The following is a 17,961-nucleotide window of genomic DNA, read 5'->3' as shown; positions in this document are numbered from 1 at the left end:
TTTGTCAATCAAAAAGTACCAGGCATGGGAGTGATCAGGGGGAAAATTCAGGTACTTTTTCCCTGAAAATTAGGTAGTTGACCACCTGAAAATCGGTAAAACCCATCCCCCATCCCCCATCCCCCATCCCCCAACCCCCACCGAAAAACTTTTTCAGCAGACCCTAAGTAGGGTTAGTTATCAGTTATCAGTTATCAGTTATCATTCATAATTCAGATCATAAAATATCTTTTCTTTTTTGCAACCAATAGGTAAGGAGAAAATAAATAAGGGAATGAAGAATTAATACTCCCCAATTCAATAACAAATTATTGATAGATAATTGATAAACTTGATTGGTATCCTCAAAGGGTAAAGGGATATTAAGATTTTTTGCTTGTGCAATCATATCTTCCACCTCTACTAATACCCCGTAGGCACCAATCGACCAGCGACTAATCATCAACCATGATAGATATTTCCCCAGACCTTCTAAGCTAAATAATACCCCAGCAAAGATAATCTGAGGAATTAAAATTAAAGGTAAGGCGCTATTTGCTTGGGTGATGTTATTAACCCCAGCAGAAATTAATAAACCGAGATTAATCGCCGCAAATATAGTTAAAAATGTGGTAATAAAACAGCCAATTAACCAGGTCATTAATTCCGGTTGCGGGTCAGCAAATCCCCAAAATATCACGCAGGTAATTACAATTGTTTGCAGAAAAGCTAAGGCTGCTAAAACCAGAATTTTTGAGAATAAATAGGGTAATAATCCCAGATTAACTAATCTTTCTCGCTGATAAATTGCTGATTCTTTGACAATTTCCTGTAGGGAACAGGCAAAACCTACCCACAATTCCGCGCAGGTAAACACAAAGAGAGTTTTTAAGGCTAAAGTTGCCGATTCGATAGCATCTTCACGCGTAGCATTATCTCCCAAAAATAAAGGATCTTTGTCCCGTAAAATCATGGCCATTAAGAAAATTCCGATCGGGGCGGTTAATAGGTATAAAATTAAACTAAATTGATCACGGATAATTAACTTGCTATAGCGTTGACATAAAACCTGTAGTTGTGTCCAAAAAGATTGTTGAACCTGTTGCGGCCTACTATGATTTTGCTGAAATATTTTACCGATTCTTGCTTCAATATTATTTTTGTAGTAGTCGGATTGTTGAAAACGTTGGCATTCTTGCTCAACTTTTTCCCTAGTTTCTAGATGAATATAAATATCGGCAAAATCCCCCTGAGGTAAAGAGAAAAAATTTAAGGCCTCCCCCGGAGAACCAAAATAACATAAATTGCCTCCTTGACCGAGGAAAACTAATTGATCGCAGAGATTGATATTATTAGTAGCATGGGTGACTAGGAGAATTGTTCTGCCTTCTTTGGCCAATTTTGCCAGCAATTCCATCATCTTTTTATCTAAACCGGGGTCTAATCCCGAAGTGGGTTCATCTAAAAAGAATAATTTGGGATTAGCTAATAATTCTACCGCAATACTCACCCTTTTTAATTGACCACCGCTTAAGTCTTTGACTAAAGTATTTCTTCTTTCTAATAACTCCACCTGCTGCAGGGTTTTCTCGATCACTTCTTGGCAATTAAGATCGGGAGGTAGCCTTAATTTAGAAGCGTAATATAACACTTCTCCCACGGTTAAATCCCTGTGGACGATATCGTATTGGGGAACATAACCGATTTGGGTGCGATAGATATTAAAATTCTGGCGCAGCTCTTCCCCATTCAGATAAACAGTTCCCGAGGTGGTGGGTTCAATTCCCAATAAAGTCTTTAAGAAAGTCGATTTTCCCGCACCACTTCCCCCAACAATCGCCACTAATTGACTCGGTTCGATCGGTAAGGAGATATGATTGAGAATTATCAAGGGTTGTTTCTTTTTATCCCGCACCATCCTGACGATATTTTCGGCATCTAGACGGATATTATCCCCTGTATCTAATAAAACTAATTCATCTCCCTGCAGCCGAAAACTATAGGGACCGATTCTCACTGTACAACCGTTAGTTAAAATGGCACTACCCGATACTTTTTCTCCGTCGATAAAGACTCCATTGGTGCTTTTGTCGTAGAGAATATAACGATTTTGGTTATCGCTGTCGATAATTGCGTGTTGTCGGGAAATTGTCGGCGCGTCTAAAACCACAGTCGCGGTATTATCTCGTCCTAAAACTACACTGCGATTGCCTAGGGAAACCGATTTAAAAGCTAAAGGTGGGCTTTTTACCGGTTGGTTAGGATGATAATAGGTGATCTTGACCCAATTTTTGACATCTTGACCGATATTAATCTCATCTCCATTTCGTAAAAGATAGCCCTCTTTGGGAGTAATCACGCGATTGTTGATAAAAAGTTTATTGGAACTAGGATTAGTCCCGTCTCCATCGTGGATATAGTAATCATTTCCCTGACGACGAAAACAAGCTTGTACTCGACTCACCAGCGTCCAGTGTTGGGGAACAACTAAATCCACCTGTTGACCATCCCGCCCCAATTTATAATTAGGACGACTCAGATTAATAGAAGGGAGAATTTCTCCCTGATTGTTAAGAATAATGTAGGGTTCTTGACTAATAACCGTTTTAATGTTGGGAGAATTGGTCATAAAAAGTTGATCGGTGGGTGGCGTTCGCGGGGGACGGTAAGAAGCTAAGATAGAATTGATGTCTCGATCGCTACTGTTAACCTCAGAGTCTGGAACGAACTCTAGAGATCATGTTAGTAAAACTTCTTAGGATCGATCGAGCTTGTCTAAATTCCTATTCCTAAGACCTATCCACAGGTTATCGTGCTGTTAGACGATGGTTACAACTCCTATTTCTCCTACCGCCAAGGTTTCTAAAGTCGAAGGTATCAAAGAACACAGTAATTATCTACGAGAACCTTTGGCCAGTGAACTCCTCGAAGATACAACCCATTTTACCGATGCGGCGGTGCAGATCCTTAAATTTCACGGTTCCTATCAACAGGATAATCGCGACAATAGAGCCAAAGGTCAAGAAAAAGACTATCAAATGATGTTGCGTACCCGCAGTCCGGGGGGTTTTATTCCCGCGCAACTATATCTTACCCTCGATAGTTTGTCCGATCGCTATGGTAACGGCACTTTACGGGTGACAACCCGCCAAGGCTTCCAATTACACGGCATTTTAAAGAAAAATCTCAAAGCAACCCTCGGGGAAATTATCCGCAGTATGGGATCCACTTTAGCGGCCTGTGGTGATGTTAATCGCAATGTCACCGCACCGCCAGCCCCCTACAAAAATCGCCCCGAATACGGCTATGCTTGGGAATATGCCAATAATATCGCCGATTTGCTCACTCCCCAAACTGGAGCCTACTACGAAATTTGGCTCGATGGCGAAAAAGTGATCAGTGCAGAAGAAGCACCAGAAGTCAAGGCATCGAGACAAAAAGATACAAATGGCATTAACAAAAATGATCCCATCGAACCGATCTACGGTCAACATTATATGCCCCGTAAGTTCAAGATCGGTGTCACTGTGCCGGGAGACAACTCCATCGATATCTACACCAATGACCTCGGTTTGGTGGTGATTACCGACGCAAACGGGGAATTACAGGGTTTTAACATCCTTGCGGGGGGTGGACTGGGAAGGACCCACAATAAGGAGGAAACTTTCCCCAGAATGGCCGATGCGATCGGTTATGTGGACAAAGAAGAGGTGTACGATCTGGTAAAAGCGATCGTGGCAACCCAAAGGGATTACGGAGATCGCGGCGATCGTCGTCATGCCAGAATGAAATATATCCTCGAAGAATGGGGAGTAGAAAAATTCCGCAGCACTGTTGAGGGTTATTTCGGCCAAAAAATCGCACCCTACCAACCCCTCCCCGATTGGAAATATCAAGACTTTTTGGGATGGAATGAACAGGGAGACGGAAAATTATTTTATGGTCTTCATGTAGAAAATGGCCGGGTCAAAAATGAGGGCAGTTTTCAGCTAAAAACCGCCTTAAAAGTGATTATCGAGCGTTTTCAGTTGCCCATGCGCTTGACGGCTAACCATAATATCATTCTCTACGAAATTGAACCCAAGGATCAGGAAGCCGTGGAATCGATCCTGAAAGAACAGGGAATTATCACCAATCCCGCCGAAATTGACCCTTTAACCCGTTATTCCATGGCCTGTCCCGCTTGGCCCACCTGTGGATTAGCGATTACTGAGTCAGAAAGAATTTTACCCAGCGTGATTGAACGCATTCGCACTCTGCTTAATCGCTTAGGATTAACCAAAGAGGAATTTGTCATCCGCATGACAGGATGTCCCAATGGCTGCGCGCGTCCCTATATGGCAGAATTAGGATTTGTGGGTAGCGCTCCCAATTCCTACCAACTCTGGTTAGGGGGAACGGCCGATCAAACTCGACTAGCGCGCCCCTATTTGGATAAAATGGCGATCGATGATCTAGAAAAGGTCTTAGAACCGATTTTCGTTTACTTCCAACAGGATCAACAAAATAACGAAACCTTCGGAGAATTCTGTCACCGAGTCAATTTCCCTGCTTTACAAGCATTTTCAGCCACCTACACACCTAAAATGACCGAAACTACTACCACTGAATCAAAACCCAAACGCGTGCGTAAAAATCAAAACCGTGTCAGCGTCCCCGATGAAATGTTTGTCCGTCTCAAGGAAGCTTCGGAAGCGGAAAAACGGCCGATGAATCAAATCATCAATGAGGCGCTAGAGGCCTATTTCAGCCAAAAATCCTAAGTTATCAAGGTGGGTTAAATCCCACCTTTTTTTATTAGTATATTCATAGGGTCGGTCTGTCGAAAAAATCATCGTCCATCACATCAATCACAATCAAAGCAATGAAGGAACAACGCGCTCAAGCTTATGTGAATTTAATTGAACAGTTGCTTGCTCGTGCCGATGATGAGGAACTCAATAATATTCTGCAAGCTAATCAGGAATTGATTGACCCCCAATTTTTGCAGGTGATGGAAAACTATGCAACGGGGTTAGAAGAACAGGGAAATAATCACCCTGCTGCTTGGTTACGCGATATGGTGCAACAATTGGGGCAGTTTCTCAACCCTCAAGCGGGAAGTATAGAGGAATATCAGAAGTTTTTATCAGAAGTCTTACAAGCAGAATGGGAGAGTAATAGCGATCCTACGGTGGTTTATCCTATCCTACAACGCCGCCAACATCTGTTAGATGATACTTTTGCCCAACTGTTGCAACAATTGGCTAGAAATGTGTTTTCTCAAAGGAAACCAGAAGAAGTGGCGGGTATTGCCAAGGTGATTGGAGATTTATGTAATAAACTTCAAGAGTTTCCCGTGGGAAGTCGAGCTAATAATCTAGAAATCGCTATTAAAGGCTATCAAACCCTCTTAGAAGTATATACCCGTGATGCTTTTCCTCAAACATGGGCAATGATACAAAATAATCTGGGTACTGCTTATAGTCAACGCATCAGAGGGGAAAGGGCAGATAATCTAGAGTTAGGTATAGCAGCATTAAACCAGTCTTTAGAAGTCTATACCCGTGATGCTTTTCCTGAAAATTGGGCAGCAACACAAAATAATCTGGGTAATGCTTATAGTGATCGCATCAGAGGGGAAAGGGCAGATAATCTAGAGTTAGCTATTGTTGCTTATAACCAGTCTTTAGAAGTCTATACCCGTGATGCTTTTCCTCAAACATGGGCAATGATACAAAATAATCTGGGTACTGCTTATAGACATCGCATCAGAGGGGAAAGGGCAGATAATCTAGAGTTAGCTATTGTTGCTTATAACCAGTCTTTAGAAGTCTATACCCGTGATGCTTTTCCTTATGAATGGGCAATGATACAAAATAATCTGGGGAATGCTTATAGTCAACGCATCAGAGGGGAAAGGGCTGATAATCTAGAGTTAGCTATTGTTGCTTATAACCTGTCTTTAGAAGTCTATACCCGTGATGCTTTTCCTTATGAATGGGCAGCAACACAAAATAATCTGGGGAATGCTTATAGTGATCGTATCAGAGGGGAAAGAGCAGAAAATTTAGAGTTAGCTATTGTTGCTTATAACCAGTCTTTAGAAGTCTATACCCGTGATGCTTTTCCTTATGAATGGGCAAGGACACAAAATAATCTGGGGAATGCTTATAGACATCGCATCAGAGGGGAAAGGGCAGATAATCTAGAGTTAGCTATTGTTGCTTATAACCTGTCATTAGAAGTCTATACCCGTGATGCTTTTCCTTATGAATGGGCAGCAACACAAAATAATCTGAGTAATGCTTATATTAAGCGCATTCTTGGGGAAAAGGCAGATAATCTAGAGTTAGCGATTATTGCTTACAACCTGTCTTTAGAAGTCTATACCCGTGATGCTTTTCCTGAAAATTGGGCAGCAACACAAAATAATTTAGGTAATGCTTACATTAAACGAGTTAGAGGGAATAAAGCCGAGAATATCGAAAATGCAATTGTCTGTTATCAAGAAGTCTTACAAATTTATACCCGTCAAGCCTTTCCAGGAGATTGGGCAGAGACACAATATAATTTAGCCAATACTCTCAGAGAACGATTTAAACTTCTTGGTAAAGTGGCAGACATTCAACAAGCAATTAACTCTTATAAACAAGCTGGAGAAATTATTGAAAAAACCGAAGACAAAACCTTATATTTTAACTATTCCTATCAATTAGGAAAAGCTTTATTTGAGGGCGGATATTATACAGAAGCTATTGAACACTCAGAAAATTGTCAACAACTTTATCAAAAACAAAAGGATATTAGTAGTTTGGCTCCAATTTTATTGGAACTTGCCCGTCTCTATCATCGCACTGGTAGGCTCGAACAGGCAAGACTTTATTTTAAAGATTCTTTACGTCTATTCCGTCGTTTAGGTGATCAAGATAATGTGGCTTCTGTGACAACTGCACTGGGCAATCTAGAAATACAAATTGGCAAGATTTCCCAAGCTTGTAGTCATTTAAAAGAGGCGCAAACATATTATCAAGAAAACAATAATTCAGAACGACTAGAGGAAATTAATCATCTACTAAAAATTCTACAATCAGCTTAAAATGACAAGACTCAGCCGTTATCAATCAACTCTCAAAAAATGGGGACTTATAGAAAATCCTTTTCGACCAACTCCCCCCGATGATCCCGAAAAATTAGCAAAGATTTTTTATGGACGCGATCAAGTTTTAGATATAGTTATTCCGACCCTCTATGAAGGACGTAATATCTTAGTTAGGGGAGCTTGGGGTATTGGTAAAACTGCCTTAATTTTTAATTTAATTCATCAGTTACAACAGGAAGTAGCGGAACTAAATGAAAAAATGTTAGTCCTTTATTTAAGTAGCATTCCTGGGGAAAGTTCCACGGAATTTTATCGTGCTTTATTATTAGCTGTAGCCGATAGTTTAGCGGATAGTGATCAAGAATCAAAAGACATTGCTAATACACTTTTAGGGTATTCCATCCAACGCAATAAAACCACTACTGAAGGACAAGTTAAATTAGGCTTTTTATCCTTTGGCAAAAAGGAAGAATCCCCTGCTAATCAACTGACTCCCACCGCCAATGCTGATCCCTATCCTTTACTCATTCGTTTATTAGATAGAGCCGAAGAAATTTATTCTCGTATTGTTATTGCTATTGATGATTTTGACAAAAAAGACCCCATTGTTGTCCAGACAATTTTAGAAAGTAGTTTAGATTTATTTCGGATGGGAAAACATCGAGGATTTATCATGACAGGAAGAGGCTTTACCGAGCTTCAAGAAGCAACTTTAAAAGCCCTTGGTATCTTTTCTGAAGATATTCCCCTTGAACCCATGAGTCAAGATGATTTACGTCACATTGCTATTAATTATCTTAATAGTGCCAGAAACGAACAGCGAAATGATCCCTATCCTTTCACAGAAGAAGTCATCAATTTAATTACGGGTTACGCTCAAGGAATTCCTCGAGAACTGAATACTATCTGTGAAAAAGTATTACGGCAAGCTGCTTCAGCAGAATATGAAATTATTGATGAAACTGCTTTTGATTCAATTTGGCAAATCCTTCAAAAAGACTTTACTGATTATTTAAGTCCTCAGTTTCGTCATTTATTATACGTTGCTCATCAAGCCGGTGGCATTAGTGAGAATATTTCTGATCAAACTTTGGATAAACTTGATGCTATAACCTTTGTTTCTCTCTTGCCCCAACTTAAATCGATGGAAGAACAAGGATTATTAATTCGTCAAGAAGATCAAAGCGGTTTTCGTTTTGTTCCTTCCCAATTATTTCAACCTAAGTTACTCCCTGAGTCTCAGTCTGAGTAAATAATAAATAGCTCCTTCGATGTACAAGGTGAGCGCATCTCAAACGCTATTGACAATTGAGATGGCAAATTCTCCTCAAATATGCCTGAAGTGCTTTCAGGGTAAGCAACTCACATAAAGTTCATTTTGTCAAGGATTGTTAAGATGCGCTTACCCTGAAGTAGCTGTAAGCTCACAGCCATTTTTTATCTCAAATGTCGGGGGGCTGAAATTTGGCCTCTAACCTCATCCCTAAACCTTATTCCCGATTCCATCCAGGAATACTGTTAGGAAGTGAAAATTTATGTCACAATGACTCTATAAGGGCGGTTTTTTAGTGAATCGCCGAGGCCGTCTATTAATCGAATCGATGTCTTTGAAGAACGTAGTCCCAAACTGGAAACCTGACTTTTCTTACCCATTCTTGCCACTACTAGCGGAATTTTCCTCCCTTTTGTCTTATCCACGGGAATTCTTGAGCTATTGCCGAGATTGGCATTTTGTAACTTCCCGTTAGTTGAATTCAACAAAAGAAGCTGTTTAGGAGCAATTATATGTTACACCGCAAGATTTATCAATTCTGTATGGATGGTCAGGAAGTCTGCATTTTCTTGCGCGATCAGCAAAGATGGATTGATAATGCTCGTATTATCGATCTAGAAAGCGATCTCGTCACCATTCGCTACGAAACAGAAGAAGAAGACGAGATTAGTTCTTGGGAAGAAATGGTGCGTTTAGAAAGTATTGGTGCGGTTAGCAGAAAACTGGCCTCGGTGTCGCGGACGAATCCTGATATTAATGTCTCGGAAGATTGTCCAGAAGCAGAACAACTTTATCCCCATTCTCCCGATAGCTTAGATTAATTTTGTCGATTTAACTGACAGTGGCTAGAAGTCCCGAGGTTTTAACAATGGCCAAGGGACTTTTAGGGGATGGAAAGGAAGAGAGCCGGTAAGAATCACCGCTTGTTCTAAAATTATCGTCAAAGCCGCCAGATTTTCTCTATTATAAGCCAGAGGAGCAAAATGAATTCTAATCCCTACGTCGCTGCCAAGGATATCTATCAAAAATTTGTGGCAGTAGTAATAGTTTTAGTTAGTTGTTGGTTAGTGACTTTTCCGGCCTTCGCCGGCTCCGCCCCTCTAGAAGTTAAAATTAGTCTAGGATCCGGACAAGGAGAATTAAAATTCTTTCCTAATCAATTAAACTTTATTGCTGGACAAAAATACAAATTAATTCTCGATAATCCCAGTCCCACTAAACATTATTTTACCGCTAAAGACTTCGCCGATGCTAGTTGGACGCAGAAAGTTGAAGCGGGAAAAGTGGAGATTAAAGGGGCGATTCACGAACTAGAATTAAAACCTAATGCACAAGCAGAATGGGTAATAGTTCCTCTCAAAACCGGTAAGTATCAATTAATCTGTACTATTCCGGGCCATGCTGCAGCGGGAATGGTGGGAGAAATCGCCATTAATAACCCATGAATTTAAGAAAAATTGTCTCCTTTGTTTTCCTATTATTTATTCCCCTATCGGTGGTCGCTAGTCGTCTTAATTGGGGAGATCAAGCTATTTTTATCACTGCCGCTTTATCGATCATTCCCCTGTCAATTTGGTTAAGTACGGCTGTGGAAAGAGTTGCCGTAGTCACCGGGCCAGCTTTGGGAGGATTAGTTAATGCTATCTTCGGCAATACCACCACTTTAGTTATTGCCTTAATTGCCCTAAAAAAAGGCTTGGTGGACATCGTACAAGCCAGTATTACTGGTAGTATTCTCAGCGACTTATTATTATTTATGGGCATGGGAATGCTCACGGGAGGAATTCGCTACAAAGAGCAAGAATTTAAACCGATTTTAGCGCGGGTAAATGGTTCTTCCATGACTTTAGCAGTAATAGCGATCGCTTTACCAACTTTGGTAATATATACTTCTAACGTGGTGGAAGTTGCCGATATTCTCAGTCTTTCCCTAGTCACTGCCACGGTTTTATTAATAGTTTACGGGTTAACTTTATTATTTTCCCTCAAAACCCATAGTTATCTCTACGAAGTGGGATTAAGTAATGAAAATACCCCTGACAATCAGGTTAGTGAGGAAGAAAAAGCTCAAGTCTGGATTTGGTTACTTGTGCTGCTTACTTCCACCGTAGCTGTAGCTTATGAGTCGGATTTATTTGTTGATGTAGTGGAATCGGTTATGGAAGGATTTAATCTCACTCCTCTCTTTATCGGGGTGATTTTCATCCCTTTAATTAGCGATGTTTCTGGAATAGTTACCGTCACTCAATTAGCCCTAAAAAATCAGATGGATTTAACGGTTTCCGTGGCTATGGGTGATAGTTTATTGGTGGCTTTATTCGTAGCCCCTTTATTAGTTTTTATCGGTCAATTTTGGCAGCAACCGATGGATTTAAATTTTAATCCCTTTAACGTGGTGGCTTTGATTGTCGCAGTGGTTGTCACTAATTTAATCAGCTTTACTGGTCGTTCCAATTGGTTAGATGGAACCCTATTACTAGCCACCTATTTAATCTTGGCAGTGGCTTTTTATTACCATCCCGCCTAGCAAAAAAAGAGATTTGGGTATTTTCTGAGATTTCTGTCTTAGAATGGATCGGTATCACCTTACCGCCGCAGGATTGCTGATGATGAAAAGAGGGTTTTGGTTTGTCGTCGGGTTAGTAGTAACGATAATTCTGCTTCCTTCCCTAGTTCTTTCTAATTCCATCGGTGAACAGGGAATTTATGCCGATCGCCTGCGGGCGGAACCCTATAATTTATTAGGACGAAAAATTGCCATCGGTCAAGTGGAAATCGGCCGACCGGCTCAGTTCGGTTATGATAAAGTGGCAGCTTGGCAGCCTCCCTATAAATTAGCCGGTGTTTTTTTTCGCGATCAAATTGCCAAACCCAACACCTATCTCGATAATCACGCCGCTATGGTGGCAACGGTGATGGTCAGTGATGATAAAAAAATCCCCGGAGTTGCCCCAAAAGCGAGATTATATTCGGGTGCGGTGGGTTCTTTGCGACGCGGCGGACAACCAGAAGAATGTCTTGCTAGTCAAAATATTGCCCGACAAAATAGCGGTGATGTGCGCGCGATTAACTTTAGTTTTGGGGAATCTTTGCAAAGAGATCAGCGACAGGAAGCAAAATTAGATGGTCAAGCTTTATTAACTCAATGTGTTGATTGGTCATCGCGAGTTGATGATGTTCTTTATGTAATTGCTGGCAATCAAGGTAAGGGAGGAATTCCCATTCCCACCGATCATTTTAACGGCATTACCACCGCTTATACAGCCAAAAGAGAAGGAAAATTTACTAAAGTTGATTTTGCTAATATTAGTGCTTTGCCGGTGGGTATTGGCCGCAGTTTAATTAAACGGGAAATTAATGATGGTTCGCGACGGTCAATTAATTTAGTTGCCCCTGGCAATAAAATAGAGCTTTATGACCTCAAAGGTAAATTAAATACTGTTAGTGGCACCAGTTTCGCCGCTCCTCATATTACGGCATCGGTGGCACTTTTACAAGAATACGGCGATCAACAAATTAACCAAAAAAATCCCCATTGGAGTCTCGATTCTCGTCGTCATCAGGTGATGAAAGCAGTGATGCTTAATGCTGCCGATAAAATTAAAGATACGGGCGATGGTTTATTATTAGGTATGAGACGGACGGTCTTAACTAAGGACCAAAAAACTTGGTTAGAGTCCGATGCTTATAAAGACCCGAAAATTCCTTTAGATATGCAGATGGGGACGGGACATCTTAACACTTTTCGCACCTACACACAGTTTAGTAATGGTCAATGGTCAGCCACAGAATCTATTGCTGCTATTGGTTGGGATTACGGTACAGTTACCGCTAATGATTATCAAGATTATGCCCTAGAGAAGCCATTAAAAGCTAATAGTTTTGTCTCGATAACTTTAGCATGGGATCGTTTGGTAGAATTAATCGATACTAATCGCAATAATCTCTATGATATCGATGAAAGTTTCCGAGATCTCGGACTGAATAATTTAGATGTTTATCTTTTACCTGCCCAAGAGGATAATAATACTAAATACACCTGTGCTTCCCTGAGTGATAGTGATAGTTTAGAGCATATTTTTTGTCCTATTCCTACCTCTGGAAAGTATAAAATTCGGGTTCAATATCGTCAGCAAGTTAACGAGAAAGAACAGGCTTTTGCTCTCGCTTGGTGGACAGTACCCGAATAATAGAAATGATAGTAAATCCTGTTTAAAAAGTATAGGAGAGTGGGGAGAAAAGAGCGGGTTTTTAAAGCCAGATTCTCTACCCCATGGCAACCCCTACAGGACTTTGATTTTTCTTTGGCACAGCTTCCAGCGGTTATTGAGAGGTTCTCCCGAATAATAGTCCCAATAAGCTTTTTATTATCCAGAGTAATGCTAAGGTTGCAATCGTTAACACAGCCCATCTTGGTAAGATATTTAGTAGATAGGCTATTACTCCAAATGCAATAATAAAAAGAAGCAATGATTTCAAAGCAGAGATTAGGGGAGAGGCTTGTGTTTTATAGCTGCTTGGACTACTTCTTTGGGACAGGAAATAGTATATATTCAGAATTTGTTTGAGAAGCTGATAAGATTGAAGTCTAAGCAGTCGTTTACCAGTCTTACTAGATTCTATGATATCACTCAAAATTATCGCTGACCGAGCGCCTAAACTTTTGAGAATATTAGAAGGTATATCTTTCACTATTGTTTCTGAACCAACTCCATATTCACCCAGGAAGTATTCTTTTTCTTTCCCTTTGAAATCTTCTAGGAAACGTTGAGCAAGCTCTGCAGCAGCTAAGGGAGTTACTGCTTTGTCAAAATAGCCACCAACATAGTTGTAGATTGGTTCAGGAGTTGAGTCAATTTTTTGTTGATTCCATTCCAATTGTTCAGAAATTGAGTCTTTGAATACATTCCCTAAATTTTCCTTAAGAATAGCACTATGTCCTAAAATGACAAGCTTATTTAAGAATTCTTCTAATTCTTCTTTTGCAAGGGTTGTATTAGGTTGAGCAAGTTTAATTAGGTCTTTAATTAGCTCATTTTTTTCTGTTTGTGTTTCTGTGGGAAAAGATTCATCAACAAGTCGCTTGACGTATTCTTGAATTTTCTCTTCCTCAGTTCCGGGGAATTGTTCTAGTTTAATTTGGCGACTTACAACTCCAGAGAAGGCTTTTAAGGATTCTGAAGTTAATAACCCATCAACAATACGGTTGACTCCATCTAAGCGTCCCCAAAGTATATCATTAGAACGCCAAGATTTCTTAAAAAAGCCTCCAAAAGCACGAAATTGATCTCCAGCTAATTTTTCTTTAAGTCCCTTATCTTTGCCAAATCCTTTATCAGCATCATTGGGAGAAATACGAACAAGTTTAATTAGATTTTTGTTTTGGATATCGGACAAATATTGATAGGGATATATTACTTGATCAATTAGCTGAAATTTCTCAAATTTGCCAATTACTGGTTCTATATTCTCCGATTGTTCAGTTAACAACTTCGCAGCAGCTTGTTCTATTTTTTCTAAGATTGTTTCACCTTTGGTTATAGTTAATGCTCCCCAATCTTGATCTAGATCCATAACTTTAACCTTGTCCCGTAATTGTCTCCGGATAGAACCGATTTTGTCAAAATCTAGCTCTTTGAGATTTTCTACGGTAACATCGGCTAAATCTTGACTATCTAAGATAAGACGCAACAACGTTAATAGATAATCATATATTTTTTTGCGCTTCAAATTTACAGATTGTTGATTATTGTCTTCTTCATCTTCTGTAATGAGTTGATAAAATTTTTGGCGAACAGGTTCGGATTTTATGACTTCTTTGACAACCTGATCAATGACTTTGAGCAACTCTAGCAGCCAAGTGATTTTATTGGCTAAATTTTTCAACTCTGTATATTTGGCAATATTATCTGTATCTTTGGTAATAGCATCAGACATCAGAGAGTAAATTTGAGATGAGAGAAAGTTATGTTTTCTAATAGCATATTGAAGATCTAGATTTTCAATATTTTGAGCTAGGGAATTTAAAGTTTCCTCTCGATTTTTAATTTCCTCTAAATTGTTAATAAATTGGGTCAATAAAGTAGCACTTTTTTCTAATAGTTCTTCCTGTTCTTGTTCTTTGCCAATGAAATATTGGTTGTCAAAAATTACGAAGAGAATACTATCTCTTAAACTGACTAAACGACACCTCCAATAACGATTTTTGGCTTCTGTTGTTTGTTCATGTACTTCTTCATCAACACTTTTTAATAACAAGTTATAGCGACGAATTTTGTCGTTAATATCTTTGATTTGTTGAAGATCTTTGCCAATACTTTCATACCTAGGTAAACTGATTAGAGAACCGGTGATGACTTCCCAAACAGTAGGTTGCTCCATTTCTGTAAATTTGCTACTGTTAACAAAGCTTTCTGGATTGGGATCGAGATAAAATAATTGACGATTGACAGGACGATCTGCTGTACGATAATACATGGCTTCAGTGGTATAACTAAAAGGACGATTATCTAGAACTCCCCCATCAACAAAATAGATTTTATATCCCTCTTTTGGAGGTTCTTGCGGAAGGAGGCGATTTCTCAAAAGCTTTCCCCATTCTTGTAGTTTGTTATCTACCTTATTATCAGACTTAATTTCGACAGGTACTACAGGAAAAGCAAGGGGAAAACAAGAGGTGATTCGACAGAGTTTAGCTAAGGCTTTTTGAGTATCTGCATCTTTGGTAGAAAAAGGATCTCCAACATCTTGATCTTCTCGATATTTAAGCTGAAAAATGCAACGATGATCTTTGATTTCGATGACTTTTCCAGTGTTGTCAAAGGTTTGATGGATTCTTCCTAAAACATCAGTGCCAGTGATAAATAAATCTAGTTCGTTAAACTCTGAATACCATTCTCCATCAGGAGCAGATTCTTGTTTATTTCCAGCTTTTTCAAAAGCTTTAAAAAGTTCTTCTTGATAGTAGCCTTCGCCGTTTAAAAGAGAATTAACATCTATTTGATTATTTTCTTTTTTGAGCGGACGCAGTAATTTATTTATATCTCCACTTTCTCGCCAAATATCTCCAAATTCCTTGAAGTCAACTACAATTTTTTCGTAGCTATTAGCAACTGCATAGCTCAAGAGAACTCCATTAATTCCTCCCGCTGAAGTTCCCGATACAATATCAACAACAATATCTGAATCGGTCAGTGCTTTAATTAATTTATAAATTCCCCGACCCCTTGTTGCATTATAAAATTCTCGACAAACACCATTCATGTAAACTGCTAGAGAAACCCCACCATAAAGGACTAATCCTAAGCGAGTTTCCTTACGAAAATCTGGTTTTTTCAAGCAAGTGGCTGACGAAGATTGTGTGTTGTGACCAGGTGTTGCAGTCATAGCAAGTCTCGACGGTTATTTGACGTTCTAAAAGATACAGGTACAGTTGGGAGTCGTTTGTGGCGGTTTTTGCGATCAGGGTTGGGACGCTCTACCACATTTCCCAATATACAATGATACACACCCCCCCGCCACAAACATTGTATCCTACACTATATTTTAAGAAATCTTTACATTTATCCTGGTATTTGAGGTTGCGGGGAAACAGCAGTCAGAAGTTAGATGAGAACCATTAAACCCAGCTAAAGCGATGCAGTGGTAAAAAGCGAAAAACTGCACGGCTAATCACGTTCTTGACTGGTAAAAATCCCCAGATATGGGAATCGTTGCTATTATTACGATTATCTCCCATGACAAAAATTCACCAGGAGGAACCTGAACTAACGGCAAATTATAGCGCGGTGCTTCTAAAACTATTTAAAACGGATTTGGTATAATTTAAATACTGACCAACCTCTGAGAGACACCTCGTTTTCTTTTCGGGATAACATCATCAGAGATTCCCCAATAATTTGATGCCTGAGACATATTATATAGTAATAATTCTGCTGGCATTTTTTCTAAAATAACTCGGTTGAGATTGGCAGTATTGACGTTCATTGCTCTCATCACAGCATCACCAAGTTCTTTCGATAATAGCGGAATAACCGCATTACCAATCTCACGAAAACCATGCCATATTGTGCGGTGAAACTGAAACCAATCGGGGAATGTATGCAGTCTGGCAGCTTCTCGCACAGTGATACAACGAGGAATAGAATAGTGAATAGGTCTAGGAGCAGTATAGGCCCCTTTGTCACTATTTGTTCCGGCGCGGAGAGTATTACATAAACCGGTGGGGGAAAGCTTTAAAAAGCGACTTTTTCGCTCCACTGTACCCGGTTCGGTTAAGATAAATCTATCAATTGATCTTTGGGTATGAACTGAGCCTATATGTCCATATATTTTTGTATCTACTGTTCTTTGATGGCAAAGTTTAAAAATATCCCTTGGCTGCACTGAATATTTTTTCCTCTTGCCACTATAATCTAATTTTGATGCGGGTATGCCTAAATCAGTACCGATAAAAGCTGGTATTAATTCTAAATCTGAGATGGCATCATAGACGCTGGTAAAAGCTGATTTTTCTCCTGACAAAACAGCAGGATATGTGGCCATTGTCACATCCTTTCGACTACCAATTAAGATTAATCTTCTGCGCTTTTGAGGTGCGCAGTATTCACTAGCATCTAGGATTTTAATTGGCTGATTAATTGTATAGCCAATAGCTTCAAATTCAGAGATTAACTCCTCTAAAAATTGTTTATGTTTACCCGTAGCCATGCCGGGAACATTTTCAAAGATAAAATACTTGGGTTTAATTTCCCCTACAATCCGCAGATATTGAAATACTAGGGAATTTCTAGGATCATCTATTTGTCGTTTGCCAATAAGGGAAAAACCTTGACAGGGCGGACCACCAGCAATTAAACTAACATCGGTGGCATAGCCTTTTAGTTTTAATAAGTCTAATATTTCTCTACTGGTTACTTTGGCTATATCCCGGCAAATAGTTTGACAATAGGGAAAGTTAAAATGATGAACCAAGGAATGGACTGCATCAAATTCTACTGCTACAGCAACATCAAATCCTGCCGCTTCTAAACCAAGGGACATCCCACCGCAGCCAGCAAATAAATCGATCGCAATTGGTCTATGTTTCACCTTGATAATTAGTTCTCTATTGTCTGCTTTTCATTATACTGTATTGTCGCAGTAAACCTTTGCGGTCAATGTAATGACTTCTTCTCTTTTGCCGATTATTCCTGCTGTTGACGATGTTTTGTTTAATTTTGCTCAATCTGATGGGTTTATCTCATCAGGTGGTGAACACTAGGAGAAACTGAGAAAACGGGTTTCTTTGAGAAACCCGTTTTCTGGTAATAAATGTTAATTTTTGTTATAGTACCCTTGAAAAATTGGCGATTGTTTGCACAAAATAGTCGCAGTAAATCCTTCTGGTGAATATCATGAATCCTTCCCTGTTGCCGATTATTCCTCCTATTTACGATGTTTTGTTCGATTTTGCTCAATCTGATGGCTTTTGGGCGAATTTGGCAACTGCTTTTGGCACAAATTATGATGTGGTTAAGGCAACAGAATTACGAAATCAGTGGCAAAGTCGCAATTTCAGTCAACTTCCCCCAATTGAGGTACTCAGTGGCGAAGTTTTAGGGACAGCGAAGGGTGCTTATGCGGTTAG

At 39.6% G+C, this 17,961-nt stretch carries 10 protein-coding genes and 2 pseudogenes; 8 read left to right on the top strand and 4 right to left on the bottom strand.

Going from position 1 to position 17,961, the window contains the following annotated elements:
- Window positions 1-217: 217 nt before the first annotated feature.
- Complete coding sequence (locus tag IM319_RS10010; protein WP_287735487.1) at window positions 218-2,608, bottom strand: FHA domain-containing protein; 2,391 nt, start codon at window positions 2,606-2,608, stop codon at window positions 218-220.
- A gap of 196 nt (window positions 2,609-2,804) precedes the next feature.
- On the opposite strand from IM319_RS10010, the gene sir reads away from it, so the two are divergent.
- The 7 genes from sir to IM319_RS09975 all read left to right on the top strand — a co-directional run bounded on the left by sir (window position 2,805) and on the right by IM319_RS09975 (window position 12,523).
- The gene (gene sir / locus IM319_RS10005) at window positions 2,805-4,742 is read left to right on the top strand and encodes a sulfite reductase, ferredoxin dependent (RefSeq protein ID WP_287686750.1); all 1,938 of its coding nucleotides are present in this window, start codon (window positions 2,805-2,807) and stop codon (window positions 4,740-4,742) included.
- A gap of 101 nt (window positions 4,743-4,843) precedes the next feature.
- Entirely contained in the window at window positions 4,844-7,057 is a 2,214-nt protein-coding gene (locus IM319_RS10000; protein ID WP_425185037.1) for a tetratricopeptide repeat protein, read from the top strand.
- Window position 7,058: 1 nt separating this feature from the next.
- On the top strand, window positions 7,059-8,312 hold the full coding sequence (locus tag IM319_RS09995) for an ATP-binding protein (RefSeq protein ID WP_024969798.1): 1,254 nt from the start codon (window positions 7,059-7,061) through the stop codon (window positions 8,310-8,312).
- A 533-nt stretch (window positions 8,313-8,845) separates the two neighbouring features.
- Window positions 8,846-9,154 (top strand): DUF6679 family protein, encoded by a 309-nt coding sequence (locus IM319_RS09990; protein WP_002735547.1) that lies wholly within the window; start codon window positions 8,846-8,848, stop codon window positions 9,152-9,154.
- A gap of 162 nt (window positions 9,155-9,316) precedes the next feature.
- Entirely contained in the window at window positions 9,317-9,778 is a 462-nt protein-coding gene (locus tag IM319_RS09985; protein WP_287686754.1) for a cupredoxin domain-containing protein, read from the top strand.
- Window positions 9,775-10,860 (top strand): calcium/proton exchanger, encoded by a 1,086-nt coding sequence (gene cax, locus IM319_RS09980; RefSeq protein ID WP_287686756.1) that lies wholly within the window; start codon window positions 9,775-9,777, stop codon window positions 10,858-10,860. The genes IM319_RS09985 and cax overlap by 4 nt, the downstream gene beginning before the upstream one ends.
- A 43-nt stretch (window positions 10,861-10,903) precedes the next feature.
- The gene (locus tag IM319_RS09975) at window positions 10,904-12,523 is read left to right on the top strand and encodes a S8 family serine peptidase (protein ID WP_287735486.1); all 1,620 of its coding nucleotides are present in this window, start codon (window positions 10,904-10,906) and stop codon (window positions 12,521-12,523) included.
- Between the two features lie 133 nt (window positions 12,524-12,656).
- On the opposite strand, the gene IM319_RS09970 is transcribed toward IM319_RS09975, so the two are convergent.
- From IM319_RS09970 to IM319_RS09960, 3 genes and pseudogenes are all read right to left on the bottom strand, one after another.
- Complete coding sequence (locus IM319_RS09970) at window positions 12,657-15,719, bottom strand: patatin-like protein (RefSeq protein WP_287735485.1); 3,063 nt, start codon at window positions 15,717-15,719, stop codon at window positions 12,657-12,659.
- Window positions 15,720-15,951: 232 nt separating this feature from the next.
- A pseudogene (gene lepB / locus IM319_RS09965) lies at window positions 15,952-16,133 on the bottom strand (signal peptidase I); the annotation flags it as partial.
- Window positions 16,134-16,157: 24 nt separating this feature from the next.
- Window positions 16,158-17,423, bottom strand: a complete 1,266-nt coding sequence (locus IM319_RS09960) for a DNA cytosine methyltransferase (protein WP_287735484.1) — start codon at window positions 17,421-17,423, stop codon at window positions 16,158-16,160.
- 305 nt (window positions 17,424-17,728) lie between these two features.
- Here IM319_RS09960 and IM319_RS09955 point away from each other — a divergent pair.
- Window positions 17,729-17,961: pseudogene (locus tag IM319_RS09955) on the top strand (calcium-binding protein); the annotation flags it as partial.

The sequence above is a fragment of the Microcystis sp. M113S1 genome (assembly GCF_020246945.1).
Taxonomy (GTDB): Bacteria; Cyanobacteriota; Cyanobacteriia; order Cyanobacteriales; family Microcystaceae; genus Microcystis.
This window is presented reverse-complemented; position numbering and strand designations above follow the sequence as displayed.

Excerpts from the sequence above, each read along its gene's own strand:
- IM319_RS09975 (WP_287735486.1), top strand. The coding sequence starts at position 10,904 with ATGGATCGGTATCACCTTACCGCCGCAGGATTGCTGATGATGAAAAGA.
- IM319_RS09970 (WP_287735485.1), bottom strand. The coding sequence starts at position 15,719 with ATGACTGCAACACCTGGTCACAACACACAATCTTCGTCAGCCACTTGC.
- IM319_RS10000 (WP_425185037.1), top strand. The coding sequence starts at position 4,844 with ATGAAGGAACAACGCGCTCAAGCTTATGTGAATTTAATTGAACAGTTG.
- IM319_RS09995 (WP_024969798.1), top strand. The coding sequence starts at position 7,059 with ATGACAAGACTCAGCCGTTATCAATCAACTCTCAAAAAATGGGGACTT.
- sir (WP_287686750.1), top strand. The coding sequence starts at position 2,805 with ATGGTTACAACTCCTATTTCTCCTACCGCCAAGGTTTCTAAAGTCGAA.
- cax (WP_287686756.1), top strand. The coding sequence starts at position 9,775 with ATGAATTTAAGAAAAATTGTCTCCTTTGTTTTCCTATTATTTATTCCC.
- IM319_RS10010 (WP_287735487.1), bottom strand. The coding sequence starts at position 2,608 with ATGACCAATTCTCCCAACATTAAAACGGTTATTAGTCAAGAACCCTAC.
- IM319_RS09985 (WP_287686754.1), top strand. The coding sequence starts at position 9,317 with ATGAATTCTAATCCCTACGTCGCTGCCAAGGATATCTATCAAAAATTT.
- IM319_RS09990 (WP_002735547.1), top strand. The coding sequence starts at position 8,846 with ATGTTACACCGCAAGATTTATCAATTCTGTATGGATGGTCAGGAAGTC.